Annotated in this window: 23 protein-coding genes; 2 read left to right on the top strand and 21 right to left on the bottom strand. The window is 43.3% G+C overall.

The features are described 5' to 3' along the window. Positions 1-55: 55 nt before the first annotated feature. The 7 genes from HXT52_RS05645 to HXT52_RS05675 all read right to left on the bottom strand — a co-directional run bounded on the left by HXT52_RS05645 (position 56) and on the right by HXT52_RS05675 (position 5,869). A complete protein-coding gene (locus tag HXT52_RS05645) occupies positions 56-1,423 on the bottom strand; it encodes a ClC family H(+)/Cl(-) exchange transporter (protein ID WP_421775887.1) in 1,368 nt (455 codons plus the stop codon). Positions 1,424-1,455: 32 nt separating this feature from the next. After that, positions 1,456-1,872 carry a fluoride efflux transporter FluC gene (locus tag HXT52_RS05650; protein WP_375169580.1) on the bottom strand — a complete coding sequence of 139 codons (417 nt, stop codon included), beginning with the start codon at positions 1,870-1,872 and terminating at the stop codon, positions 1,456-1,458. Then, positions 1,872-2,375 carry a fluoride efflux transporter FluC gene (locus tag HXT52_RS05655; protein ID WP_004136481.1) on the bottom strand — a complete coding sequence of 168 codons (504 nt, stop codon included), beginning with the start codon at positions 2,373-2,375 and terminating at the stop codon, positions 1,872-1,874. Before HXT52_RS05655 ends, HXT52_RS05650 begins: the two co-directional genes overlap by 1 nt. Before the next feature lie 96 nt (positions 2,376-2,471). Continuing rightward, positions 2,472-3,773, bottom strand: coding sequence for an adenylosuccinate synthase (locus HXT52_RS05660; protein WP_004136482.1), 1,302 nt, complete (start codon positions 3,771-3,773; stop codon positions 2,472-2,474). A 119-nt stretch (positions 3,774-3,892) separates the two neighbouring features. Continuing rightward, positions 3,893-4,948 carry a class II fructose-bisphosphate aldolase gene (fbaA, locus tag HXT52_RS05665; protein WP_004136484.1) on the bottom strand — a complete coding sequence of 352 codons (1,056 nt, stop codon included), beginning with the start codon at positions 4,946-4,948 and terminating at the stop codon, positions 3,893-3,895. Positions 4,949-5,045: 97 nt separating this feature from the next. Further along, entirely contained in the window at positions 5,046-5,387 is a 342-nt protein-coding gene (locus HXT52_RS05670; protein ID WP_116794558.1) for a chorismate mutase, read from the bottom strand. A 20-nt stretch (positions 5,388-5,407) separates the two neighbouring features. Then, on the bottom strand, positions 5,408-5,869 hold the full coding sequence (locus HXT52_RS05675) for an Lrp/AsnC family transcriptional regulator (protein WP_004126304.1): 462 nt from the start codon (positions 5,867-5,869) through the stop codon (positions 5,408-5,410). Between the two features lie 223 nt (positions 5,870-6,092). Here HXT52_RS05675 and HXT52_RS05680 point away from each other — a divergent pair, with 223 nt between their 5' ends. After that, the gene (locus tag HXT52_RS05680) at positions 6,093-7,298 is read left to right on the top strand and encodes a pyridoxal phosphate-dependent aminotransferase (protein ID WP_004136489.1); all 1,206 of its coding nucleotides are present in this window, start codon (positions 6,093-6,095) and stop codon (positions 7,296-7,298) included. A 133-nt stretch (positions 7,299-7,431) separates the two neighbouring features. Here HXT52_RS05680 and rho read toward each other — a convergent pair whose 3' ends face one another. The 7 genes from rho to gatC all read right to left on the bottom strand — a co-directional run bounded on the left by rho (position 7,432) and on the right by gatC (position 16,255). Next, positions 7,432-9,357: a transcription termination factor Rho gene (gene rho, locus HXT52_RS05685; RefSeq protein WP_410314660.1), complete on the bottom strand. Its 1,926-nt coding sequence runs from the start codon at positions 9,355-9,357 to the stop codon at positions 7,432-7,434. Positions 9,358-9,655: 298 nt separating this feature from the next. After that, positions 9,656-11,275, bottom strand: a complete 1,620-nt coding sequence (locus HXT52_RS05690) for an NAD(P)/FAD-dependent oxidoreductase (RefSeq protein WP_410314659.1) — start codon at positions 11,273-11,275, stop codon at positions 9,656-9,658. Positions 11,276-11,365: 90 nt separating this feature from the next. Beyond that, complete coding sequence (locus tag HXT52_RS05695) at positions 11,366-11,680, bottom strand: DUF2469 domain-containing protein (RefSeq protein ID WP_004105898.1); 315 nt, start codon at positions 11,678-11,680, stop codon at positions 11,366-11,368. After that, entirely contained in the window at positions 11,677-12,594 is a 918-nt protein-coding gene (locus HXT52_RS05700; protein WP_019260614.1) for a GNAT family N-acetyltransferase, read from the bottom strand. Before HXT52_RS05700 ends, HXT52_RS05695 begins: the two co-directional genes overlap by 4 nt. Positions 12,595-12,883: 289 nt before the next feature. Next, positions 12,884-14,383 carry an Asp-tRNA(Asn)/Glu-tRNA(Gln) amidotransferase subunit GatB gene (gene gatB, locus HXT52_RS05705; RefSeq protein ID WP_004134003.1) on the bottom strand — a complete coding sequence of 500 codons (1,500 nt, stop codon included), beginning with the start codon at positions 14,381-14,383 and terminating at the stop codon, positions 12,884-12,886. 32 nt (positions 14,384-14,415) lie between these two features. Beyond that, the gene (gene gatA / locus HXT52_RS05710; RefSeq protein WP_102695072.1) at positions 14,416-15,957 is read right to left on the bottom strand and encodes an Asp-tRNA(Asn)/Glu-tRNA(Gln) amidotransferase subunit GatA; all 1,542 of its coding nucleotides are present in this window, start codon (positions 15,955-15,957) and stop codon (positions 14,416-14,418) included. Between the two features lies 1 nt (position 15,958). Then, complete coding sequence (gene gatC / locus HXT52_RS05715; protein ID WP_004126322.1) at positions 15,959-16,255, bottom strand: Asp-tRNA(Asn)/Glu-tRNA(Gln) amidotransferase subunit GatC; 297 nt, start codon at positions 16,253-16,255, stop codon at positions 15,959-15,961. 381 nt (positions 16,256-16,636) lie between these two features. Here gatC and vly point away from each other — a divergent pair, with 381 nt between their 5' ends. Further along, positions 16,637-18,187 carry a cholesterol-dependent cytolysin vaginolysin gene (gene vly, locus HXT52_RS05720; protein ID WP_004133995.1) on the top strand — a complete coding sequence of 517 codons (1,551 nt, stop codon included), beginning with the start codon at positions 16,637-16,639 and terminating at the stop codon, positions 18,185-18,187. A 147-nt stretch (positions 18,188-18,334) separates the two neighbouring features. Here the strand turns inward: vly and HXT52_RS05725 are convergent, their stop codons facing one another. The 7 genes from HXT52_RS05725 to HXT52_RS05755 all read right to left on the bottom strand — a co-directional run bounded on the left by HXT52_RS05725 (position 18,335) and on the right by HXT52_RS05755 (position 25,883). After that, complete coding sequence (locus HXT52_RS05725) at positions 18,335-19,309, bottom strand: ABC transporter permease subunit (protein ID WP_004133993.1); 975 nt, start codon at positions 19,307-19,309, stop codon at positions 18,335-18,337. Next, on the bottom strand, positions 19,306-20,298 hold the full coding sequence (locus HXT52_RS05730; RefSeq protein ID WP_004133991.1) for an ATP-binding cassette domain-containing protein: 993 nt from the start codon (positions 20,296-20,298) through the stop codon (positions 19,306-19,308). The genes HXT52_RS05725 and HXT52_RS05730 overlap by 4 nt, the downstream gene beginning before the upstream one ends. Positions 20,299-20,439: 141 nt before the next feature. Then, the gene (locus tag HXT52_RS05735) at positions 20,440-21,246 is read right to left on the bottom strand and encodes a TrmH family RNA methyltransferase (RefSeq protein WP_004133989.1); all 807 of its coding nucleotides are present in this window, start codon (positions 21,244-21,246) and stop codon (positions 20,440-20,442) included. A 57-nt stretch (positions 21,247-21,303) separates the two neighbouring features. Further along, entirely contained in the window at positions 21,304-22,152 is an 849-nt protein-coding gene (locus HXT52_RS05740; RefSeq protein WP_004133988.1) for a hypothetical protein, read from the bottom strand. A 58-nt stretch (positions 22,153-22,210) separates the two neighbouring features. Then, positions 22,211-23,551 carry a DNA recombination protein RmuC gene (gene rmuC / locus HXT52_RS05745; RefSeq protein WP_004133987.1) on the bottom strand — a complete coding sequence of 447 codons (1,341 nt, stop codon included), beginning with the start codon at positions 23,549-23,551 and terminating at the stop codon, positions 22,211-22,213. Positions 23,552-23,605: 54 nt separating this feature from the next. Next, positions 23,606-24,337, bottom strand: a complete 732-nt coding sequence (locus tag HXT52_RS05750) for a hypothetical protein (RefSeq protein WP_004133984.1) — start codon at positions 24,335-24,337, stop codon at positions 23,606-23,608. Beyond that, complete coding sequence (locus tag HXT52_RS05755) at positions 24,327-25,883, bottom strand: hypothetical protein (RefSeq protein WP_230454142.1); 1,557 nt, start codon at positions 25,881-25,883, stop codon at positions 24,327-24,329. Before HXT52_RS05755 ends, HXT52_RS05750 begins: the two co-directional genes overlap by 11 nt. Positions 25,884-25,938: the final 55 nt, after the last annotated feature.

The following is a 25,938-nucleotide window of genomic DNA, read 5'->3' on the forward strand; positions in this document are numbered from 1 at the left end:
ACGCATACGCAAGTTGGTTTGCAATAAAATTAAATCAATGTGGTTAAAACATTAATCATTCGGCAATTAGCGCATTATTAAGAACAAGATCTCCATGAGATTGCATATACCGTTCAAGAAGTTCACCATAGACCGGCTTAGTTTTTAGAATATCCGAAACAAGCAACGCAATAAATGCGCAAGCTGCCACTGGAAGTGTATGGATCATAGTTCCAGACATTTCAACTGTTAGCAAAATCGAAGTAAGTGGAGCTTTTACAGAAGCAGATAGCGTTCCAGCCATCACACAAACTGCAAACACAGATACGAATTTTGCGTCAATACCAAATGCTGAAACGCTAGTGATACTGCGAGCTGCGACTCCGCCTGCGAGCGCACCAACAGCAAGTATTGGCATAAAAATGCCTCCAGGAGCACCGCAACCAAAACTTGTTGACGTAAAAAGCATTTTTGCAACAAAAAGCAAACAGAGCATCGCAATACTTATTTTTCCATATTCCGAAAGACGCACTAAGTTAGATCCGCCTCCAAGGACTTCTGGAAGGAATAAACCAACTGGTATTGCAATTAAGCAGGCTACTACAACCGGCATCCACTGAGGCAAATATCCATACAATGTTTGCAACCCAAGAAGAGAACGATTCATTAAAGAGCCCACAAATCCGGCAAAAATACCAAGTGGAATAAGCCAAATATGCAATCCCATTGGCAAATCTGGAATTTGGCCGAAATCAAGTACTGGGCGCAAACCGAAGCAGCTTTGTGAAACAAAATCAGCAAAAAGAGAAGCAACAGCAGCGCCCATTAAAACTGTAGACGACATTCCATTCTGTACTTCTTCTAAAGCAAACATAACTCCAGAAAGAGGAGCAGAAAATGCTGCAGAAAGACCAGCAGCAGCACCAGCAGTTACAATATAATGCTCCTCAATGTCGTCTCTCTTTCCTTTACGGAAGATTCGAGACAACATTTGAGCGCCGCACGCGCCGATTTGAATTGACGGACCTTCACGCCCAAGCGACAATCCAAATAAAGAACCTAGCAAACCGCCAACAAAACGCACCGGCAAAATAGTGTGCCATCGCATATTCAAACCGCGGCGAACGTAGCCAACAACTTGTGGAATACCACTTCCGGAAGCCATGCTTTCCTTAACGCTCATCCAACCAATAATCAGGCCTGCAATTATGGCAAAAATTAAGCATGGCACAATCCACCATGTGTTATGCAAAATTTGCAAGTACATCCAACGCGCAAAATCAGTACCATACTCAATGCCAAATCTGTAGAAAGCTACGAGAGAACCGGAAACTACGCCAACTAAAACGCCCGCTAATATTACTTTCCAGCGAAGCTGACAAAAAGTTTCTAATATTTGCTTTGACTGCTTACTTAAAAAGCTCACCACATTCTTAAAGCTCACAACTACTCGATTCTGCGCGCAAAACTTAACTTTTAAATACTAAAAATTTGGAATAACAAAATTTGCAAAGCAACATAACCAATAGAAGCAGACAAAAATGGCGCAATAAGCTCCGCACAAAGTAGAAAAATGCCATCTTTTATGCGCTTTCTTTGAATAAGATCCACACCTTCAAAAATCGCGGTAGAAAACGTGGAAAATCCACCCAAGAATCCCAAAATCATCAAATAAACAAAATTAGCGCCAAAAATTGTTACTGCAGCCATAAAAACATTAGAAACAACTCCTAAAGCAAACGAAGCTACACAATTGATAAACAGAGTTGCAACAGGAATTCTACTATCATGGCTTGCAGAAATTTTTTTAGTCATTGCGCATCTTAAAACAGCACCCAAACCACCAAAGAAGCAAGGCAAAACAAATATAGTAAAAACGTACAATGGATTCATCACTTCACCGCCTTAGTATTATCTTCTTGAACAGTTTGCTCTTGCTTGCTATTAATGCGCTTTGCAATTCCAGTTCCAATCCAACTGCCAAAAAACGCCATAAAAACGCCAAATATTAAGGAAAGAACCATACCCAAAATAGCAAACGTCATGCGCGGAGTAACAAAAGACACTGCACTTTCAAATGCGAAAGTAGACATAGTTGACAATCCGCCGCAAAAGCCCGTTCCTAAAGCATATTTATAAAAAGTTTGCTTTTCTTTAGATAACGCTTTAACAGATATTGCAGTAACAAGAGCGAAAATAAAGCAAGCAATCATATTAGACAAAAAAGTGCCTAAAGTAAGCTGACCAAATATAGAAGATTGTAGATTTACCGGGTAAATTAGAGGCGCGTAGGAAGAAATTACCCCACGCACAAATGCTCCTAAAGTGCCACCAATAAAAACTAAAAGGTATAAGCGGCGGCTATTTTTACAATTTTTCTCGCTTGTTTTACTCATTTGCACTCTTTTACAAAACTCTTTGCATAAACCAAAACGACACTCTCAATTGAGAAGTGCCGTTTTGTTAAGTTAATCATCAGCCAATAAACAATTTCAGTCAGTCAGAGAGTGAACACTAATAATGTGATCTCGCTGCGGGCCAGTGCCAATGGCAGAAATACGGCAATTAGAAAGCTCTTCCAAACGCTTCACGTAATTCTGAGTATTCTGAGGCAAGTCTTCAAACTTGTGAATTTGAGAAATATCCTCGCTCCAACCAGGAACCATCTCATAAACTGGCTTTGCACAAGCGAATAGAGACTGGTCCACAGGCATTTCTTCCACGCGCTTGCAAGTTCCGTCTGCCAAAGTCACGTCGTAAGCTACACAAACTGGAATTTCCTTCAAGCCTGTTAAAACATCAAGCTTGGTAAGAACAATATCTGTTAAACCATTTACGCGAGTTGCGTAACGGCTTACTACAGAATCAAACCAACCGCAGCGACGAGGACGGCCTGTTGTAACACCATACTCATGACCCTGCTCACGCAGCCAATCGCCCTGCTCATCCAAAAGCTCAGTTGGGAATGGACCTTCGCCAACACGAGTGATATAAGCCTTAGCAACACCAATTACGCGAGTAATGCGAGTTGGACCAACGCCCGTACCTGTGCAAGCGCCGCCAGCAGTAGGATTCGAAGAAGTAACGAATGGGTAGGTGCCGTGGTCAACGTCAAGCATCGTTGCTTGTCCGCCTTCGAACAGAACGGTTTTGCCTTCATCCATTGCCTTATTCAAAACTAGCGAAGTGTCAGCAACATAAGGCTTCAAACGCTTACCCAGCTCAACAAGCTGGGCAGTTACAGCGTCAATATCAATAGGATGCTGATTATAAAGCTTCACAAGCATCTGATTCTTTTGATGCAAGCTCGCCTCAACTTTGTCACGCAAATGCTCAGCATTAAATAAATCGTGTACGCGAATTCCGACGCGATTAATTTTATCCGCATAAGTAGGTCCAATACCGCGACCGGTTGTACCAATTTTGTGCTTTCCAAGGAAACGCTCTGTAACCTTATCTATTACGCGATGATACGGCGTAATAATGTGCGCAGCTTCGCTTACCAGCAAACGTGAGCAATCAACTCCACGAGATTCCAAAGCATCAATCTCTTCAAACAAAACTTCCGGATCAACAACAACGCCGTTGCCAATTACAGGAGTTACATTAGGGCTAATAATGCCGCTTGGAAGCAAATGCAGCGCGTAAGACTTATCTCCAACTACAACGGTATGGCCAGCATTGTTGCCACCATTAAAACGTGCGACAATATCAACTTTAGATCCAATTAAATCTGTTGCTTTACCTTTACCTTCGTCACCCCATTGAGCGCCAATAAGCACAATACCAGGCATGCCGCACCTCCATTTTTTGGGCTAACGTTGCCCAAATTTGCACAATCCTACCTGACAAGATTATCGCTACGCCCCTACCGATTAAGAGGTAAGAAAAATCTTTTAAGTATTAAAGCTAACTATTTCAATGCTTTACCAGCAGAACCAAGCTGCACACAAGCTTCTACCACGCGTTGAGCCATGGCTTTTTCAGCTTCACGACCCCAAGAACGAGGATCGTAAAGTTTCTTTTCTCCAACTTCGCCATCTATCTTAAGAACAGAATCGTAATTGCTAAACATGTGTCCTGCAATAGCGCGAGTAAAAGCATATTGCGTATCCGTATCAATATTCATTTTAACTACGCCGTAGCGCACAGCTTCTGCAATTTCTTGAGCAGTAGAGCCAGATCCTCCGTGGAATACCAGCAGGAAAGGCTTTTTAGATGCGCCAAATGTACGAGTATCGCAAGTATCTTTATATTCTTCGTACACAGTTTGTTGGATTTCTTGCAACAATTGCGGACGTAACTTTACAACGCCAGGCTTATATGCTCCGTGAACATTGCCAAAAGTAAACGCTGCCATATATCTGCCGCGCTCTCCCAAACCAAGCTTTTTTACAACGCGTAAAGCATCTTCAGGCGTAGAATATAGGCGCTCGTCAATATCGGCACGATGCCCATCTTCTTCTCCACCAACCGCACCAATTTCAATTTCAAGAATTGTACGAGCCTTTTGCGAAGCGTCAAGTAACTCTTCTGCAACATCTAAATTATGTTGCAAATTAACTGTTGAGCCATCCCACATATGCGATTGGAAAAGAGGCTCTGCCCCCTTTTTTACTTGCTCTGCTTCTTTAGCTAAAAGCGGTCGAATCCAGTCGTCAAGATAAGCCTCTGCACAGTGATCGGTATGAAGAGCAATAGTAATATTTGGATACTGAGATGCAACTTCATGCGCAAAAGCAGCAAACGCAAGAGAGCCAACAACGCGATTATTTACGCACTGCCCAGAAAAATAAGCCGAACCGCCAACAGAAACCTGAATAATGCCATCAGACTCAGCTTGCGCAAAACCTTGAAGAGCCGCATTAAGCGTTTGAGTACTTGTAACATTAATAGCAGGATACGCGTAGCCACCTCGACTTGCAGCATCAAGCATATGCGCGTAACGTTCAACGGTTGCAATAGTCATACTTGTATTATCCGCCTTTATAATTCACAAAGCTACACAAATACACAAAAGTGTTACAAAAGCTGTTCTAATAACTTACTAACTGAAACGCTTTAAGTTACGACTGCATCTTTTGATGACGCTTTTTAGCTTCTGTAACTACAAATTTGTGATATTGCAATGCGATTGATTCATCTAAGCCAGCAGCAGCAGAAAGATCTAGCAGACGCTGAACCTGCTCCTGCTCACGCTTAGAATCCAAAGGAGCAAATTTAGCTTTAGCTTTAAGCTCACCAATGCGATTAGTAGTCTTAAAACGTTCCGATAGAAGCGCAATAATCGCACCGTCAATATTATCAATCGATTTGCGCAGCGTTAAAATCTTATCCGCAGCATCTTCACAACTTTTATTTAATGAAGTATTGCTCGGATTAATTGTCGTTTCAGAAAAATCACACATAATATGATTTATACAAAACTTTAATCAAAATAAGTCTGCAAAACCATTGTGGTTTCCGTACTTACTGGCACAATGCGATGAATAGTATTGATTAGCTCTTCCAACTTACTTGGCGTTGCAACACGAACTACCAGCATAAAACTTGGGCTTCCTGTGACGGAATAGCACGCTTCAATACCAGGAATATCGCGCAACTTTGTAGGAATTGTTGCTTCCTTACCAAAATCAAGCGGAGTAACTGACACGAATGCACTAACTGGCAAGCCACGACGCTCGTAATCAATAAGCGCACGATAACCAGTAATAACACCCTTGCGCTCAAGCTTTTGAACACGCGACTGCACGGCAGAAACAGATAATCCTGAAGCCTTTGCTAAACGCGTTAACGTGGCACGACCATCATGCTCGAGAATATCTACAATAACTCCATCGGTTGAATCCATTGGCAAAGCGCCTTCAACTTTACGGGAACTTCCTGTCATATTTTCTCCATTCTCTAATCGACGCTGAACGAGAATTATAGTCGGATTTATGCTAGCGCCGGCAGGCAGCAATACCTATGTTACCTTATTTTTTACAGAAAAAGAACAAAATAATATAAAAAATTTTTTTATACCTTGCTTTATTCAGTTTTTTTGTGGAAAAATAATAAAAAATATAAACTAAATAATAATATTTATTGTCGAAAGAGTATAGGGAGATAATATGGCTGTTGTAGCAGAACACGCAATCTCAATACCTAGATCTGGTATTCGTGACGTATTTGACCGCGTAGAACAAATCCCTGATGCTATTTCACTATGCCTAGGAGAGCCTGGCGAAACCGCTTCCAATCATATTGTTAAAGCAGCTTGCGAATCTATTGAAGCCGGAAAAACAAAATATACCGACGTTTTAGGAATTCCAGAATTCCGCAAAGCTGCAGTTGATTACACAAAGAGAGTGAAAGGCTTAGTTTATGACGCCGATACTGAAATTCAAGCAGTTGACGGCGCTACAATTGGTTTATATTTAGCTATTAAAGCAGTAATTGATCCGGGCGACGAAGTAATTATTCCTTCCCCATACTTCACTTCTTATGATGCAGAAGTGTTAATGTGCGACGCAACTCCTGTAACAGTTGCCCTTAAACCTGAACATGGAATGCATGTTAATGCTGAAGAAATACGCAAAGCAATTACTCCACGAACTAAAGCTATTATTATCAACTCACCTTGCAACCCAACTGGCGCAGTAACTACAGCCGAAGAACTTGCAGAAGTAGCAGAATTATGTAAAGAATTTGATTTGTGGGTAATTTCTGACGAAGTGTATCATCCATTTGTATTCGCGAGTGACCCTGACACAGAACCTGCAGGAGATGCTGTAGCGCCATCTATTGCAGCAGTTGAAGGAATGAAAGATAGAACCATTATTGTAGAAAGTTTGTCTAAAACTTACGCAATGACCGGCTGGAGAATCGGCTATATTCTTGCACCAGCTAACGTTATTGAGCAAAGCAGTAAAATTGCGGAAATGATACACTCTTCCGTCAATTCGACTGCACAATACGGCGGAGTTGCTGCTCTTACCGGACCTCAAGATCATGTTCGTCAAATGCGTGAAGAATACCGTGAAAAACGAAATCTGGTACTTAACGCATTACAAGATTGCGACGCACTAAAACTTATTGAGCCACAAGGAGCTTTCTACGTTTTCGTCGACGTTCGCCCAACTGGATTAACTTCCAAAGAATTCAGCAGAAGACTTTTGGAAGAAGAAAAAGTTGCTGTTGTACCTGGAGAAGCTTTCGGAAAAGAAGGAAGCGGATTTGTGCGACTTTCTTATGCTGGAAAATCGGAAGAACTTAAGGAAGCTGTGGCTCGCATGCGAAAGTTTGCGCTTGAGCAGCAGGCTGCTAATAATGCGTAAAAACAATTAAAAGCAACAATTAAAAGCAATAAATAAAAGCGCACAATCCTAGGATAGATTCTTAAGATTGTGCGCAAAATCATTTATTCTGTTATTTTTCAGCTTACAAACTTAAAAATAACACTCAAATCACTTAAGCAGCAGTTGGCGCAGAAGTATTTGAAGAACCGTTTGCTTGCTGAACAATAGCAGCCAAAAAATCACGGTTTGAAGCAGTCTTCTTTAAGCGAGGAATCAAAGTCTGATACGCTTGCTCAGGCTCAAGACCGCCAAATAGGCGACGCAAACGGTAGATAATAGGAAGTTCGTTAGCCGGAGTAATCAATTCCTCACGACGAGTTCCAGAAGCATTAATATCTACAGCAGGGAACAGACGCTTATCTGCCAAGTCGCGGCTCAAACGCAATTCCATGTTGCCAGTGCCCTTGAACTCTTCGAAAATAACCTCATCCATCTTAGATCCAGTTTCAACCAGAGCGGAAGAAATAATCGTCAAAGAGCCGCCGTCTTCAATATTTCGAGCAGCACCAAAGAACTTCTTTGGTGGGTACAACGCCTGAGCATCAACACCACCAGAAAGAATACGTCCAGAAGCAGGAGCAGCGATGTTGTATGCACGAGCCAAACGAGTCATAGAATCAAGCAAAACAACAACATCCTGGCCGAGCTCAACTAAACGCTTAGCGCGCTCAATTGCAAGCTCTGCAACTGTAGTATGGTCGGAAGCAGGACGGTCAAACGTTGAAGAAATCACTTCACCCTGAACCGTACGCTCCATATCCGTAACTTCTTCTGGACGCTCATCTACAAGAACAACCATCAAATGCACTTCAGGATTGTTCGTAGTAATAGCGTTAGCAATATTTTGCAGCGTAATAGTCTTGCCAGCTTTTGGAGGAGACACAATCAAACCGCGCTGACCCTTACCGATTGGCGCAACCAAATCAATAACACGACCAAGCATGCGATTAGCAGTAGTTTCTTGGCGTAAGCGCTCATTAGGGTACAGCGGCGTAAGCTTAGCAAATTGCGGACGATTCTGAGCTTCTTCAACACTCATTCCATTGATGCTATTAACAGTTTGCAACGGAACAAACTTCTGACGCTGATTCCTGCGATCACCCTCGCGAGGTGCACGAATAGAGCCTTGCACAGCATCGCCCTTGCGCAAACCATACTTTTTAATTTGGCTCATTGAAACATACACGTCATTTGGCCCTGGAAGGTAGCCAGAAGTGCGTACAAATGCATAAGATTCGAGCACATCAACAATACCTGCGACTGGAACAAGATCTTCCTGAGGCTCTTCGCGGCGAGATTCTCGAGAATCGCGCTCTTCGCGGCTCTCACGATTATCACGGTCTAAACGAGAATTGCGCTCAGAGCGATCTTTACGATCTTGACGTTCCTGGCGATCCTGTCGATCTTGACGATCATCATGATCAGAATAATCCTCTCGATCATCCTCATAATCTCTACCGCGGCCACGCATGCGGCGCTGGAAACGCTCCGACTTATTATCTTGCTCTTCTCGATCAAAATCACGAGAAGCTCCACGCTGTCGACGAGATTCGCCTTCAGAGCGAGATTCATCTCCTGGCAAAGTTGCCAAAATCTGATCTAAATCGCGCGAATCTACTCCTTCTGCACGACGATCACGATTGTTGTCTCGCTCATCATTTACACGACGACGCTGGAAAGAAGAATTACGATTGTTATCTCGTCGATAATTCTTAGATCCAAAATCTTCGTCGCGCCTACGACGATCATTAGTTGCATTTGGCACTAAGTTTTCCAACGCTTCTAAGTCTTTATCGTCACCCAACGAACGAACTTCTTCATTATCTGCACGAGTATCTGCAGACTTACTTGCACTTGTAGAATTGTAAGGCGTGCGAACAGTTACACCAGCAGGCGCTTCTCCCCCATTGCGTGCCGCATTCAATGTAGCTAACAATTCAGGCTTACGCATGGTCGAAGTGCCGCGCAAACCCATTTGCTTCGCAAGATCTTTCAATTCTGAGAGCTTCATTTTCTCAAGATTTTGGCTTGTTGCCACAATTTTACCTTTCCCTAACTCACACGGAATATACTACCGGTAAGCCTTTGTATGGAAGATTACGGAAAAATCCGTCACGAACTCATGATTATTACATAACAATGTACACAACCACGAACATTATGTATGCTACTACAGCTCTACGACGCTGCAAACCGCGACGCGCCAGCAAGTCTAATTATTTTTTAAATTATAAACTGAATATTCTAATAAAAAAGCGCCAATAATAATGGACTATGCCACTACTATTGACGCTACTTTTAGCTTAATTTTTACTTAAGTTATTTATAAATACTTACTACTTCTTTTCGTGATAAGACTTTTCAGTATTTACAGACCACACATTTGCTTTAGATTCTGCGCCAGTGTGAATATTTTCTACAGCTTCGATTGCGGTAGCCATGGAATGATCCTGGTTATTATAACGATGCTGTCCGTTTCGACCAACGCAATACAAGTTGCCGAAGCTATCCAAGTACTTAATCAACTCAGGCATTTGTGCATAAGTGTCAAAGTAAGCTGGGTAAGCTTTTGGAACACGTTCACGATGGGAATCAATAACATCTTCTTCGCCATTAATAACCTGCATGCGAGTTAATTCGTCGATAGCCATCTTACGAGCGTCTTCATCACTCATATTCCAGAAGTCGTCGCCTTCTTCGCAGAAGTACTCAAGACCAATCCAAACAGTGTTGTCAACATCTTTAACAAGATAAGGACTCCAGTTGTTGAAGATTTGCAGACGGCCAACCTTGTAACCAGGGTCCTGAACATAAATCCAGCAATCTGGAACAATAGGCGGATTTCCAAGAGTTGGAATAGTAGTAGTATTACGCAGACGTACACGCTTAACAAGCAAGCCTACAGTCACAAAATCGCGGTAAGGCAAGCCCTTAGCCACTCGCTGCATTTCTGCTGGAACTTCAGCCTTTTTGTCACCATTTGCACCCTGCTCAAGAGCTGCAACCAAATCTTTAATAGGCATAGAAGAAACAAACTCGTCAGCATGCAATTCAGAACGTTCACCGTTTGCATCTTCAATAACAACGCTTGAAATCTTGCCATCGGACTGCTTAATAGCAACAACCTTAGCATCTGTACGAACTGTAGCACCATTTTCACGGCAACGGCGTTCAACAGTTTCCCACAATTGGCCAGGGCCAAGCTTTGGATACCAGAATTCCTCAATTAAAGAAGTTTCTACTTCCTTCTTCTTACCCTTTTTCTTAGGGAAAAGCTTAGAAAAAGCATTCTTCAAAACTTCAACAATGCTCAAGCCCTTAACGCGCTGAGCACCCCAATCTGCAGAAATCTGGCTTGGATGCCTACCCCAAAGCTTCTCGGTATAACCCTCGAAGAACATTGAGTAAAGCTTCTTACCAAAACGATTAATGTAGAAGTTTTCAAGATTAGTTTCTGGCAACTTGTGAATCATTGACCACAAGTAGCTAAAACCAACCTTCATCGTCAAAATAAAGCCCATAGAGCGCAAGGTGGCTGCGGAAAGAGAAATCGGGTAATCGAAGAAATGATGATTCCAGAAAATACGCGAAACACGATGGCGCTTCAACATAACTTCGTCTTCAACTTCAGGATCAGGACCGCCTGGTTCTAAGTCATGGTGACGACCAAGCTTCTTGTCATCGTATGAAGGCGCACCCTGCAACGGCAACATTTCACGCCACCACTGCATAATGCGATCATCCTTCGAGAAGAAACGGTGACCGCCAATATCCATACGATTACCGTTGTACTTTACAGTACGCGAAATACCACCAAATTCACGCGTTGCTTCGAGCAACGTTACGTCGTAGCGGCTAGAACCGCCATCTTTAACGAGCTCCCAGGCTGCCGTCAACCCTGCCGGACCGCCGCCAATAATCACAACAGATTTCTTTGGGGATTGTGTATCCGTCACTTGTCCTCCATACCTTAATACATCAATTTTTACGAAAACACATTTTGTGCCAGGTAAAATTTCTATATATCTTTATTGAGCATACGCTTATCACGCGATAGATTCCGGAATATCAATGTCTGTTTTCTGCACTTCTTCAACATTAACATCCTTAAAAGTCACTATTCGCACATTTTTAACAAAACGCGAAGGCCTATAAACATCCCAAACCCACGCATCCGTAAGTTGAACGTCAAAATAAACGTCTTGTCCGGCCGAACGCACGTTGAAATCAACCTTATTCGCCAAGTAGAATCGGCGCTCTGTTTCTACAACGTACGTAAAAAGCTTAATAACATCACGATATTCTTTATACAACGCAAGTTCAGCATCGGTTTCATAATTGTCGAGATCTTCGGCGCTCATTGCTTCCCTTCCGTATTGGTGTTACGTTTACGACCGCGACCTATAATGCGCCACCAAGCTCTTTTTGAAGAACTACCTTCGGTGTTATTTGCATTATAAGGCCATTCTTCATCAAGATTATCACGACGCACCGGTATAGCCACAGAGTGCTCATGTGCGCTCAGTGCTTCAACTACTCCAGGATTTTCCTCTATAACATGCAGACCAAACGCATCAAGAGAACGAATTGCATCGTACTCATCGGAAATCGTATCCATAACAACAAAATCTTGATACTTTTGATTTTGCGCATCCCATAAAGCATCGCGCGCAGTGCCGGTTTGTGCGAAACCAAGAGATTGATATACAGAAAGCGAGCGAGTATTCGTAGCAGGAACACCAACCCAAATGCGGTGCAATCCTAATCCTACTGGCTCTGACGCAAAACCGTAAGTCATCACTCTAGGCATAGCATCACGCGAATAGCCGCGTCCGCGATAATCCTTGCCAAGTACAACTTGAATACGCGCAGAACGAGACCACCCATCTATGTCAATAAGAAAAATCATGCCAATAATCGCGCCAGAAGTATTCTTAACATCATCTAAAACATCTGGCACTATAGCCCAAGCAATTGTAGGACGAGACTGCACATCACCAGCAAAACGACATAATTCAGCAGCTTTTTCAACAGAAAAACCGTCATTAGACCACTGAACAGAACGCTCAACCCACGCATGAACCATAGAACGCTCAGACTGAGAATCTTTTCCGGTAATAACCGAAGCGTTATCATATGCGCAAAGCTCATCCATACGCTGTAAATCATCGCATGTTGCTGGGCGAAGATGCGCCATTTCTCCACGAATTGGAGGGATTACTATAGATTTTGGTAACTCGCGAGAGTTGTTCACACCATCATTGGTTTGTTGCATAGTCACCTACTTGTATTGTGCCTTTGAGTATTAAGCCCTTCGCATAATTCTCACGTCGCATAATATATGATAATCCAGAAGACGAAAAATGCGTCACGATATTGCCAAATAGCAAATTCTGCGCACCTGCCGCATAAAACAAACTTAATCTGATTTAATCTGTTTTAGTATGATTAAATCTTATTAAATTATGCAGCAAGTACGCAGCACTTACTTTTTGATATTGATTACGCTTTTGCGTTTATACATTAGCGTTATCAAATATTAAATTTTTCAGATTTTCGGTTTTTCAGCCCTTGATTTTTGCCATCACAATCTTAGTAACAGCTTTAGCATCAGCCTGACCCTTAGTTGCGCGCATAACAGCACCAATAATCGCGCCCATCGGCTTCATATTGCCTGCCTTAAGCTTTTCTGCGACTTCAGGATCGGCTGCAAGAGCAGCGTCAACAGCGGCTTCCAAAGCGCCGTCATCGTTCATAACCTTGAATCCGTGCTTATTAACAACTTCATCAGGCTTGCCCTCACCAGCCAAAACACAAGCAACAGTTTGCTTAGCGAGCTTATCGTTAAGCTTACCGTCTGCAATTAGCTTTTCAACTTCAGCCACATCTTGCGGAGTAATAGGCAATTCTTCCAAAGTCACGCCACGAGTGTTTGCTTCGCGAGCAAGCTCACCAAGCCACCACTTCTTAGCACCTGCTGCAGTTGCACCAGCTTTAACGGTTTCTTCAACCAAATCAAGAGCATCAGCGTTAAGAATATCTCGCATTTCAAGATCGCTAATGCCCCATTCGCTTTGCAAACGGTTACGGCGCTCGCGAGGCATTTCCGGCATCTCGGCCTTCATGCGCTCAATATGCTCTTTAGTGATGTGAAGCATAACCAAATCAGGATCTGGGAAGTAGCGATAATCGTCGGCGTCGGACTTCACACGACCGCCAGCAGTGGTCTGAGTTGCTTCATCCCAGTGACGGGTTTCCTGCAAAATCTCGCCGCCTTCGCTCAAAATAGCAGCCTGACGACGAATCTCATATTGCAGCGTCTTTTCGATTCCGCGGAATGTGTTCACATTCTTAGTTTCGGAACGAGTGCCGAACGGATCGGTCGGATTTTTGCGGAGTGAAACGTTCACGTCAGCGCGCATATTGCCCTGCTCCATGCGAGCGTGGGAAATGTTGAGGGCGCGAACAATATCGCGAATAGCACGCATATAAGCACCAGCAATTTCTGGAGCGCGGCTACCCGCACCTTCGATTGGCTTAGTTACAATCTCGATTAAAGGCACGCCTGCGCGATTGTAATCAACCAAAGAATGATTTGCGCCTTCAATACGGCCGTCAGCACCGCCAACGTGAGTATTCTTACCAGCGTCATCCTCAATATGAGCACGCTCAATCGGCACGCGGAACACCGTGCCATCTTCAAGCTCAACATCCAAGTAACCGTTGCCGTTAGTAGGCTTATCGTACTGGGAAATCTGGTAATCGCGAGGCATATCTGGGTAGAAGTAGTTCTTACGAGCGAACTGGCTCCACTCAGCAATTTCGCAATGCAACGCCAAACCGAGCTTAATCGCGTAATCAACTGCAGTCTTGTTTACGACCGGCAAAGAGCCTGGCAAACCAAGGCTTACAGGAGTTAGCTGAGTATTTGGCTCGCCACCAAAAGATACTTCTGCTGGGCAGAACAGCTTCGTACGAGTGCAAAGCTCAACGTGCGTTTCCAAACCGAATACTGGATCAAACTGCTCAACAGCATCGGCGTATTTCATAAGTTTTTCAGCCATGAGAATCCTTCTTACTTAAGCTTTACTTCACTTTACTTAGCCAATGAATCGAGCCAGCCAGCCTTAAGCGACTTCCAGATTGGACCGCCCCACTGCTCTTCAAGAGCAGCTTCCAACGCTGCTGCAGGCTTGTACATCTTCTCATCATGGCATTGCGGAGCAATAATCTGAATACCAACAGGCAGACCATCGTCGCTTAAGCCAGCTGGAAGGCTCAAAGCTGGAACGCCAGCCATGTTTGCAGGAATCGTAGCAATATCGTTCATGTACATGGAAAGCGGATCGTTCATCTTTTCGCCAAACTTAAATGCCGTTGTAGGGCTTGTTGGAGAAACAAGAACATCTACCTTATTAAACGCTTCTTCAAAATCGCGAATAATAAGGGTGCGAACCTTTTGAGCAGAACCATACCATGCATCGTAATAACCTGCAGAAAGTGCGTAAGTACCGAGAATAATACGGCGCTTTACTTCGTCACCGAAACCAGCTTCACGAGTTGCAGCCATCATATTTGCGGCCGTCTGAGGCTTGTCTGCTGGAGGCATTACACGCAAACCGTAGCGCATGCCGTCGTAGCGAGCCAAGTTGGAGCTAACTTCGGAAGGCATAATAATGTAGTAAGCAGCCAAAGAATAAGGGAAGTGAGGGCAGGAAACTTCCGTAACCTCTGCACCCATAGCCTTAAGCAGCTGCACCGCCTCATTAAAGCGAGCTTCAACGCCTGGCTGGAAGCCATCGCCACTAAGCTCTTTAACAAGGCCAACCTTTACGCCCTTCAAATCTCGGCGAGCGCCCTCGCGTGCAGCCTGAGCCATTGGAGGAACAGGAGCTGGAATCGAAGTGGAATCGCGCCTATCGTTGCCGCCAATAGTCTCCTGCAAAAGCGCAGAGTCAAGAACGGTACGAGAAACAGGACCAATCTGATCCAAGGAACTTGCCATGGCGATTGCACCAAAACGGCTAACACCACCGTAAGTTGGCTTTGCGCCGACTGTACCAGTTAAAGCACCTGGCTGACGAATAGAGCCACCGGTATCTGTACCCAAAGCAATAGGAGCTTCGAATGCAGCAACAGCAGCTGCAGAACCGCCGCCGGAACCGCCAGGAACACGCTCAGTATCCCAAGGGTTGCAAGTGGTTTGGTAAGCAGAATGCTCGGTTGAAGAACCTTGAGCAAACTCATCCAAATTAGTCTTGCCGAGAATTGGCATACCAGCTGCTTTGAGCTTTTCAATAACAGTAGCGTCGTAAGGTGGAACCCAGCCTTCAAGAATCTTGGATGCTGCAGTAGTTGGAATGCCTTTAGTGACAATCATGTCTTTAATTGCAATTGGAACGCCTGCAAGCTCAGGCAAGCCTTCAGTCTCGCCATTAGCGTTCTTTTTATCGAAAGCATCTGCTTGCTCGAGTGCAATATCTGCAGAAACGTGCAAGAATGCCTTGATTTCTGGCTCAGCAGATTCAATCACTGCCAAGTGAGCTTCAACAAGCTCACGGCTAGAAACTTCTTTAGCTTTTACAGCTTCTGCCATTTGAGCAGCAGAAAGCTTTACTAAATCTTGAGTATTCGACATATCACTCCTCCCCTAAAATGCGAGGTGCTACAAACATGCCAGACTCACTCTTAGGCGCACCAGAAAGCGCTTCTTCTTGAGTTAATGGTGTAGCAGGCACATCAGGGCGTAAATAAGCTTCCAGAGGCACTGGATTTGCAGTAGGTGGCACATCTTCGCCAGCAACTTCCTGCACCTTATTAATAGATTCTGCAATGACGTTTAATTCGCCTTGCAAGCGACTAATTTCCTCGTCGCTTAAAGCAATCTGGGAAAGAACACCCAAATGCTCAATTTCTTCTCGTGTGAATGTAGGCATAACCCCAACTATATGTGTGATGCGTGACCTTTCAAAGCTGAAAAAATCTATTATATCCGCATACTGCACATGCGCGTTTTCACAAAATTATTACGCATATAAAATTTCAAAATTTGCAGCAATTGCTATATCAACACGCCGCATAAGCAAAAACGACGTAACCAAAAATTGTTGATATTTCAACGATATTTAAACTCTTGTTTTAAAAATAAAAAAATTTTTTAAGAGATTATCGCATAAATAAAAAGTGTGTAATAATCGTGTTTTGTGAGACGCTAAAAACTAATGCACTGAGGCACGTTATGCATTGAAGCATATGAATTTCAGCATCTCATCGAAATAATCTAATAAAAATAATCTAATAAAAATCGAAGGACACATATGAAGAACTCAAAGTTCTACCGTAATGCAGCAATGTTGTTGCTCGCGGGCGCAACTATTATTCCACAATGCTTAGCAGCACCAGCAATGGCCGCTCCTTCCGCTAAGGATTCTGAACCAGCCACATCTTGCGCAGCCAAGAAGGACTCGTTGAATAATTATTTGTGGGATTTGCAATACGATAAAACAAACATTCTCGCCCGTCATGGCGAAACCATTGACAACAAATTCTCTAGCGATAGCTTCAACAAGGGCGATGAATTCGTTGTTGTTGAGCATCAGAAGAAGAACATCACAAATACAACTTCAAACTTGTCGGTTACTTCCGCCAACGATGATCGCGTATACCCAGGTGCTCTTTTCCGCGCTGATAAGAATTTGATGGACAATATGCCAAGCCTGATTTCCGCAAACCGCGCTCCAATCACGTTGAGCGTTGATTTGCCAGGCTTCCACGGCGGCGAAAGTGCTGTAACTGTTCAGCGCCCAACCAAGAGCTCTGTAACTTCCGCAGTGAATGGCTTAGTTTCCAAGTGGAATGCACAGTACGCTGCAAGCCATCATGTTGCAGCTCGCATGCAGTACGATTCTGCAAGCGCACAAAGCATGAACCAGCTCAAGGCAAAGTTTGGTGCTGATTTCGCCAAGATTGGTGTTCCGCTGAAGATTGATTTCGATGCTGTGCACAAGGGCGAAAAGCAGACTCAAATTGTGAACTTCAAGCAGACCTACTACACCGTAAGCGTTGATGCACCAGACAGCCCAGCTGACTTCTTCGCACCATGCACTACGCCAGAAAGCTTGAAGAGCCGCGGAGTAGACAGCAAGCGTCCGCCAGTATATGTGTCCAATGTAGCTTACGGCCGTTCAATGTACGTAAAGTTCGACACCCGCAGCAAGAGCACCGATTTCCAGGCTGCTGTTGAAGCTGCAATCAAGGGTGTTGAAATCAAGCCAAATACCGAGTTCCACCGCATTTTGCAGAACACTTCTGTAACTGCTGTAATTCTCGGCGGCAGCGCAAACGGTGCAGCTAAGGTTATTACCGGCAACATCGACACGTTGAAGGCTTTGATTCAAGAAGGCGCAAATTTGAGCACCTCCAGCCCAGCAGTTCCAATTGCTTACACCACTTCCTTCGTCAAGGATAACGAAGTAGCAACTTTGCAAACCAATAGCGATTACGTTGAAACCAAGGTTTCTTCCTACCGCGACGGCTACTTGACTTTGGATCACCGTGGAGCTTACGTAGCTCGCTACTACATCTACTGGGATGAGTACGGCACCGAGATTGACGGCACTCCTTACGTGCGTTCTCGCGCTTGGGAAGGCAATGGCAAGTATCGTACAGCTCACTTCAACACAACTATTCAGTTCAAGGGCAATGTGCGCAATCTTCGCATCAAGCTTGTTGAGAAGACCGGCTTGGCTTGGGAACCATGGCGCACAGTGTATGACCGTTCTGATTTGCCACTGGTTCGCCAGCGCACAATCAAGAACTGGGGCACAACCTTGTGGCCACGCGTTGCTGAAACTGTGAAGAACGACTGATATTTCTTATAATTTAATAAGATAATTTAATTTATAATTAAAGATAAATGAATACAACAAAGGGCTTTATCTTGTAGCCAGTTACGAGATAAAGCCCTTATTTTATTTGTATTATTTATTTTATTTGCGAAATATTATTTAGATATTTTAAATATCGCGATGCTTTTCAATTACGTAGCCAATTACGTACATAACTACGCCCCAAGCGAGAACCACTAAACCGGACTGCCACCATGTGAAAACATATGCGTTTGGTGGAAGTTGCAGCCCAGAATTAGCGGAGGCTCCTAAGAATTGGCTTACAGCACTGCCTGGCAAAATCTGAATAAGTATTGAAGTCCACTTCGCAAAATTGCTTGCAAGCATAATAATGCTAACAATGGTCTGCAGAATCACCACGGCTCCAATAACGCACATAATTCCGCCAGCAGTTGACTTGCAAATCATGCCAAAACCGTAGGCCATTGCTGACACAACAACCATAATTGCAGGAGAGCCAAGGAACAGAGTAAGCGGCAATTTCCACACGTTGCTTCCCGATAATCCGGAAATGTTATCTCCCATAAAAGCTAATTCTGCAGCAGCTAGCGAAACTGTCATTGCAATAAGTTGGGCTACAAAAACGTAGATTGCAACCGCAACAAATTTAGCCGTAAAGAACATACCCCTTCGAGGTACAGCAGTAAGAGAAGCCTGAATCGAAGTTGTAGAATGCTCCGCGGTTACAGCAAGCACTGCAAAAATCGCCAAAACAATCAAAGATATAGAAGCAAAGCTAATAACTAAGCGGAAAATGCCTTCTTGAGATGCAATAAGATCACTTTTATCGCTCGGCCCAACGGTAATCGCAGCACTTGATTTGCTACCAGCTGCACCATTGTTATGAACGTCAACTTTAGACATTGCTTTCTGCACAAGCGCGATAATAAAACTAAAAATTACTGGCAAAACAATTGTTAATGCCATGCACCACCACGTAGACGCAAGTCCGCGCAGCTTAACAATTTCAGATTTAAGCGTGTGCATAAATGTAAGGCGTAAGTGCTGAGCGTTCATGCTGCGGCCTGTTTTGTAAGAATTGCTCGCCGGATATTCAACAGCTTGTTCAATTTGCCCACTCATTTTGCGCTCCTTCCATCTACATATTGCGTTCCAGTCGCAGCAGTAGTATTTGGCAATGCTTTTGTTACGTACTGCTCTTGACCGTGCGTAAGAGCCAAATATGCTTCCTCAAGCGAAGCATGCTCTTGATTCAGCTGATATACCAAAATCTGATTATCCGCAATTTCGCGCGCAATCTGGTTGAGCTCGCAACCTGTTATTCTGAGTAGCTCGCCTTCTTGAACGTCTTGAGGCGTGCGATTATCTGGCAAAATCTTGCATTCAGGATGATTCTGAACAAGCACAGACTTTAGCTTTTCACCTTCTGGCGTTACTAAACGTATAGCATGCTGAGAATGTGCGTCAACAAAATCTTGTACTGTTGTGCGCTCCAAAATTTCGCCATGCGCAATAATCACAAGGTTATCTGCAGTAAGCGCAACTTCGCTCATCAAGTGCGAACTAAGCAGAATTGCTCGACCTTGGCTTGCGTAATACTTGCACAATTCGCGAACCCACTTAACGCCTTCTGGATCCAAACCGTTAATTGGCTCGTCCAAAATAAGATTGTGCGGATCTGCTAAAAGTGCCGCCGCAATCGAAAGACGCTGGCTCATGCCGAGTGAGAAGGATCCCGCTTTGCGAGTTTTTACGCTAGTTAAACCAGTAATATCAATCACTTCGTCAACGCGCTTTTTTGATATTCCGTGAGTTAAAGCGAGCGAGTACAAGTGATTATATGCGGAACGACCTCTGTGGGCAGACTTTGCGTCAAGAACTGCGCCAACTTCCGTCATTGGGGATGCGATTTTTGCGTAAGGTTTTCCGTCAATAAGAGAAGTACCGCTATTGGCATGAATAAGATTTAACGCGCAACGCATGGTGGTAGATTTACCAGCGCCATTAGGGCCTAAAAAGCCCGTGACTTTACCGTCTTCAGCGACGAAAGAAACGTCGTTAAGCGCTGTTTTTGCGCCGAAACGCTTTGTAATATGTTGGAATTCTAACATAGCTTAACAGTATCACAAATAAAAAAAAAATACACATTAAATGTAAGCGTTTATGAGTACAGGCTGCTGCGTTTTGTAATGCGATTTTTGTTTTGTATTTGTTTGCGATTGTTTTTTATATTCGCTTGTTTGTAGTTTGTGTCAGCAATTTGGTGCTGCATGTTGCGCAATCCACGCGTGCATGGAAACAGCTGCGGCTGCTCCTGCGTTTAGCGAGCGAACAGAGCCGAATTGCGAAATGTAAACAACGTCATCCGCCATCTCTAGTGCTTTTTTAGAAAGACCTGGACCTTCTGCACCAAAAAGCATAAGGCAACGTTTAGGGAATTTGTAGTTTTCCATAGCAACAGCGCCTGGAATAATATCGAGCGCTATAACGCGAGCGTTTTTAGCGTCTTGTTCCTTAATATTTGCGATTTTTTCGGCTTCTTTATTGCCTTCTGCTTGTGCTTTAAGCAAAAGTTGATGCGCTTCTTCTGCTTCTTTAAGCATATTTTCGCGCCAATTAGTTACTAGAGTTTCAATAGTTGGGCAGCATTCAACGTATTGGTATAGCTCGGTCATTAACGAGCCTTTGCGATTCCATTTATGAGGCCCTACGATATACACTTTTTTCGCTGTAAATGCGTTTGCAGTGCGAACCATAGAGCCTATGTTGAAATCGTGAGTCCAATTTTCTACAGCTACTTCAAACTCATGACGGCCTTTAGAATCGAGATCCGCTTTTATGGCTTCTACTTTCCAGTATCGGTAGCAATCTAGAACGTTACGCTGGTCGCCTTCGTTTAGTAATTCAGTGCTAAACCGCGCATCGTAATTTGGCGATTCTGGATTATCTGGACGAGGCTCACCTGGGTGTTCTTCTTCCCATGGGCCAACTCCTATAGGTCGGAATTCTGGCTCATCGGAAGCTTTTGCAGCCAAAGTAATTGGATTCGGTTCGTGCATGTGTGAGTTTTGCTCCGTTTAATACTTTTGTTTAGTATTGGCAGCTAGTAATTGCAGCTAGTCTTGGCAGCCGTCAGTTGCGCAATCGCCTGTGCAACCTGACTTGCAGTGACCGCCACAGCAGTTGTCTTCACAGCATGGCTCAGTGCAACCATCATGAGCACAATCACCCGTGCACTCTACTTTGCAATGGCCACCGCAGCAATTATCTTCACAGCATGGCTCAGTGCAACCATCATGCTTGCAATCTCCTGTGCATTTAACCTCGCAATGACCGTCACAGCAGTTGTCGTTGCAGCAATCGTCGTGATCTGCATCTGCGCGTAATTCTTCTTCATCGAAAGCTTGAACAAATGCCATTTTAGTACTCTCCTCACTTATTGGATTTACTAATTGAAGATGCCTTGTGCCTTGTTCGTCGGCGTCAACACCACCAATTAATGCAACTATAGCAAGAATTTGCGCGCCTTGCTGATTAACAATGCCAAAATCAAGACTTAATTCATTGCCGTGTCGTAAAGTCACAAGCGAAGAAGTTTGAACATACGATTTTTCAGAAAGCCAAGAGTCAAGTAACAATACTCGCTTGCCTTTAACAGACGGGCCTTTTGTTGCAGGGAAAACAAAATCCATAACGAAGCCGTCGAGTGCAATTCCTCTACGTTCTGCAGCATGAATAAGCGCAAAAACCATCGGCACTGCAGCAGCAGTTAACGCACCAATAGCGTCAACATCGCGTTCTAACGAATACCCAGCTTTCTCAATTGCATCAAAAAGAACATCACCAACCAACTTGGAGCCGCGCTGAGCAAAAGTAACAGAAAACAGTTCGCTAAATGGTTTCGCACTCATATCCGCACAAAGCATGCGCTTAAGTTCCGCGCGTTCCTCTTGTAATTCCGTCATTATTACACTCCTTAGCGTTTAGAGTTGTTCAATTTTTGATGCTTTGATGTTTTTATGCTTAACGATCTTCTACTGATACTTCCGGAGCGCTCAGCTCTTTAACATCAGCTTTATCAGAATCTATAAGATCTATTGAAGCAATAACTTTACTTTGATCTAACTTCTGAAGTTTACGCGCTGTTACCAACACTCGCGACTCAAGCGAGGAAGCAAACTTATTGTAAGCTGCAACCGTTCTTGCCAAAGATACGCCAAGTTTTGAAGCATTTTCTCCAAGAACTGCAAAGCGATCGTACAATTCTCGAGATAAATCGAAAAGTTCTTTTGCATCATCTGTAAGACTTTGCTGCTGCCATGCGTACGCAACAGACTTAAGCACAGCCCACAAAGTAACTGGGGAAGTGAGTGCTACTTTTTGCGCAAAAGCATCATCCATAAGCGTTGGGTCCGCTTCAAGAGCCGCCTGAAGCAACGCTTCGTTTGGAATAAATGCAACTACAAAATCTGGTGCTGTTTCAAAAGCCTGCCAATATGCTTTAGCTCCCAATACTCTAACGTGTTCTCGCAAAGCCTTAGCGTGCGCTTTTAGAAGCTCACTTCTTCTAGCTAATTCTTCGTCACTTGCATTATCTGGTATTTCGCAAGCGCGCTGATAATCCGCATATGGAACTTTTGCATCAACTGGAATTGTTTTGCCTCCTGGCAGATGCACAACCATATCTGGTCTCTGCTGCTCACCATTTACTCCAGTTACAACAACCTGCGTATCAAAATCAACATGTTCAAGCAAGCCTGCGGATTCCACAATATTCTTTAGCTGAGCCTCGCCCCAAGCTCCGCGAACCTTGTTATTTCGCAATGCTGCAGAAAGCGAACTTGTTTCGCGGTCAAGCCTTGTTTGCTGCTCGCTTAAGCCTTTAAGCTGAGTGCTCAGCACACCCATTTCTTGCTTGCGTCCTTCTTCAATCTGCGAAACTTTATTCTTCAGAGCTTCAAGATTGTCTTTTACTGGAGCAAGCGCTTCCAAGACTTTACCTTGCTCTTTCAAAGTCTTCTCACGATTTAATCGTTCGCGTTCTTCTCGCTCTGCACGCAATTGCTCTTCGCGATTCACTCGCAATTGTTCTGCTTGCTGCGCCTTAGCAAGTTCTGCTTCAACAAACTTTAATCGCTCAGCAAGCTGCTCTGCTTGTGTGCGATATCGTATAGCCTGATTGCCATTTTCTTGCGCTTGAGCGCGCGCTTGTTCATACTGCGAGCGCAATTCGTTAAATTCGCGTTGGTTTACGCCATTAGTGCCTTGCGTTCCAGAGTTGTGCTTAACAATAGCCAGCACAATAACAGCGGTTATTGCTACAGCAGCCACCATTAAAACAAGCATCACAATATTATCGAACATACGTTCTATTAAACACTATTGAGTTGACTTTTGAAATATAATTAGACACGTCTTTTAAGCGCGTTCAAAATAAAGCAATCCACGTCCACACGTGCCGCTCCATAGGCAAACTGCAATTATAGTAAGCACAACAATGACGTATAACAATATGGATTGTCCAGGAATTGCAGGCAAAGTTCCAGAAGGATACCATCGCAAAATCAATCCAATTTTACTTTGCAAACCTTGTGTGGCAATGTTCATCACCGCTAAAAAGACACCAAATGCAAGGCCGTAAAACCTTCCAAAACAGGCTAATCCAATCATTATTAGCACAATATCAATCCAAGCATTACCTAAAATCATCTGCAATGTACTCAATAACTGCAAGTCAATTATACGAACAATTAACACTGAAGCGCCGAATGAAACAAACAAACACAATAAAGCAGCACTCAATGCATATATTCGCAGCCTTTTCATCACGAAACGTTCCCACGATACCATAATCGGAGCAAGACAAACGAATGCCGCGGTAATAAACCCAACTACAATAACTTCATACAGAGTAACAACAAAATTAACAGCACTACTACCAGATTGACATTGGAACGTTATACCTTCTACCGCATTATGCACATTAGCAGAATCTGGCAAACAAATATAACCAACATAAACTGGCAACTGCGTTACAAATGATCTGAATATAACAAACATTAAAGAGGGAAGGACTACGGACAATAAAATTGCAACGATTGCAACAATATAATGCCTACCTTCAAGCCAAGCGCGAAAATTATTTTTCATGCTTATCACCAAGTTCCGATAAGACTTGTTGTGGAGTTATGAGGCATTGATTAAGTTCTTTAACATGATTTTTTACAAATTGTTTCAGCTTAGCATCATCAGCATTATTAATACTCATAGCCACTTTATCGTTTGCTTCACCTGGAATAAATCCATATGACCCATACACATCATTACTTATACGAGAAGGAAGTTGTGCAAGCAAAAATGCTGTAACAGAAGCGTTTGAATCAAGATTCTTTTTTACATATACTTCTTTCATAGCACTTGATGCACATTTTGCAGGCACAAATCTTTGTAACACTTCTTGAGCGATACCAGTCATATCACCATATTTCTCAGAACGCCTAACAAATGTATCTGTTTGTTGTTGAATAACAGTAGCTTTAAGATTACGTAACTTTATTAAACCACTATTAGTAAGATTCCAAGATTTTTCAGTATTTGTTGGAGTAAACGCATTCCCCAGTACAAGCACAATTCCTTTGCCTTGCGAATCTCTCTGATTCTTAGGAAACCAAGAAGCAACAGTTTTCAAATGTTTAACAGCACGAAGTTTACGAATATAAGCTTCTTCAGGATGTACACAAACAGAAAAAGCAGTATCTTTAAACGTCGTACACTGAGGCACAAAAGGTCCAGAGCGAATCCAAGGTTTTGGACCCCACATAGCTATACAACAAGCACATACTATTGGCATAATTAAAGAAATACTTATTGCTTTTATACGCCAATAAGATCCCTTTTGCCAAAAATATCTAATATGCGCGCAACAAAGAATACATGAAACGATAACAACACACACAAAGAACGTGCGCAAACCCACCAACCATGGGTTCATTCGCAAACCAGGCTCGGCGCCGATACCAGCGTCCGACACTGGAAGTATTGCGTATAAACTACTACCCCAATATCTAGGAAAAATATCTCCTTGAGGTATGGTGCCATTACGCATTATAATGACGCCATAAATACAGCACCAAATTATTGCAAAAGATAATAAAGCTGAGAATACAATTGCCCAACGATTGCCAATAATTACTCCTAAAGTAAAACCAATTGCAAAAAATGCACTTGGCGTCACGCCTCCACATAATAGTGGAAAATACGGGAAATTTGTAATATTTACATCACTCTGAATTACTGTTGGCAATATACTTACGCAATATAACAAACTGCACAGTATAGCGCCTTTTAGTATAGGAATAGCGTAACGACTGGCTGATTTTCCTGCACACCACGCAGGATTAACCAAACATCTAGGCGAGCAAGCTTTACACGAACACCATGCGCCAAAAATGCAAGCAACAATATCAGACAAACAATGCATCCACGTGACATCAATTCTTAACCAAAGCGCATAATTATTATTATGCGCTAAAAAATTTGCCACACCCAAAAAAACAGGATATGCAATCAAAAATAAGCTAAAAATACAACTGCTTATTAGAGATAATGGTGACATAATATGTGAAACAATCGTGCACTTCTTATGACTTTTCGTAAAAAATCCGAATTCAGTTAAAAAGTTAGAATATTGACGCATATTTAATCACATCCCTACTTGCTACCACATTAACGAAATAAGAAACTATACATAT

Origin of the sequence: Gardnerella sp. KA00288 (assembly GCF_049244085.1) — a bacterium.
Lineage (GTDB): Bacteria > Actinomycetota > Actinomycetes > Actinomycetales > Bifidobacteriaceae > Bifidobacterium > Bifidobacterium greenwoodii.

What these genes read in the sequence shown, in the direction of transcription:
- HXT52_RS05660 (WP_004136482.1), bottom strand. Translation starts at nt 3,773, where the DNA reads ATGCCTGGTATTGTGCTTATTGGCGCTCAATGGGGTGACGAAGGTAAA.
- HXT52_RS05655 (WP_004136481.1), bottom strand. Translation starts at nt 2,375, where the DNA reads ATGAGTAAAACAAGCGAGAAAAATTGTAAAAATAGCCGCCGCTTATAC.
- rmuC (WP_004133987.1), bottom strand. Translation starts at nt 23,551, where the DNA reads ATGTTCGATAATATTGTGATGCTTGTTTTAATGGTGGCTGCTGTAGCA.
- HXT52_RS05675 (WP_004126304.1), bottom strand. Translation starts at nt 5,869, where the DNA reads ATGACAGGAAGTTCCCGTAAAGTTGAAGGCGCTTTGCCAATGGATTCA.
- fbaA (WP_004136484.1), bottom strand. Translation starts at nt 4,948, where the DNA reads ATGACTATTGCAACCGTTGAACGTTACGCGCATATGCTTGATGCTGCA.
- HXT52_RS05730 (WP_004133991.1), bottom strand. Translation starts at nt 20,298, where the DNA reads ATGTTAGAATTCCAACATATTACAAAGCGTTTCGGCGCAAAAACAGCG.
- HXT52_RS05680 (WP_004136489.1), top strand. Translation starts at nt 6,093, where the DNA reads ATGGCTGTTGTAGCAGAACACGCAATCTCAATACCTAGATCTGGTATT.
- HXT52_RS05725 (WP_004133993.1), bottom strand. Translation starts at nt 19,309, where the DNA reads ATGAGTGGGCAAATTGAACAAGCTGTTGAATATCCGGCGAGCAATTCT.
- gatC (WP_004126322.1), bottom strand. Translation starts at nt 16,255, where the DNA reads ATGCCTACATTCACACGAGAAGAAATTGAGCATTTGGGTGTTCTTTCC.
- HXT52_RS05650 (WP_375169580.1), bottom strand. Translation starts at nt 1,872, where the DNA reads ATGAATCCATTGTACGTTTTTACTATATTTGTTTTGCCTTGCTTCTTT.
- HXT52_RS05670 (WP_116794558.1), bottom strand. Translation starts at nt 5,387, where the DNA reads ATGTGTGATTTTTCTGAAACGACAATTAATCCGAGCAATACTTCATTA.
- HXT52_RS05735 (WP_004133989.1), bottom strand. Translation starts at nt 21,246, where the DNA reads ATGCACGAACCGAATCCAATTACTTTGGCTGCAAAAGCTTCCGATGAG.
- gatB (WP_004134003.1), bottom strand. Translation starts at nt 14,383, where the DNA reads ATGGCTGAAAAACTTATGAAATACGCCGATGCTGTTGAGCAGTTTGAT.
- HXT52_RS05700 (WP_019260614.1), bottom strand. Translation starts at nt 12,594, where the DNA reads ATGCAACAAACCAATGATGGTGTGAACAACTCTCGCGAGTTACCAAAA.
- HXT52_RS05740 (WP_004133988.1), bottom strand. Translation starts at nt 22,152, where the DNA reads ATGACGGAATTACAAGAGGAACGCGCGGAACTTAAGCGCATGCTTTGT.
- HXT52_RS05695 (WP_004105898.1), bottom strand. Translation starts at nt 11,680, where the DNA reads ATGAGCGCCGAAGATCTCGACAATTATGAAACCGATGCTGAACTTGCG.
- HXT52_RS05750 (WP_004133984.1), bottom strand. Translation starts at nt 24,337, where the DNA reads ATGAAAAATAATTTTCGCGCTTGGCTTGAAGGTAGGCATTATATTGTT.
- gatA (WP_102695072.1), bottom strand. Translation starts at nt 15,957, where the DNA reads ATGTCGAATACTCAAGATTTAGTAAAGCTTTCTGCTGCTCAAATGGCA.
- vly (WP_004133995.1), top strand. Translation starts at nt 16,637, where the DNA reads ATGAAGAACTCAAAGTTCTACCGTAATGCAGCAATGTTGTTGCTCGCG.
- HXT52_RS05755 (WP_230454142.1), bottom strand. Translation starts at nt 25,883, where the DNA reads ATGCGTCAATATTCTAACTTTTTAACTGAATTCGGATTTTTTACGAAA.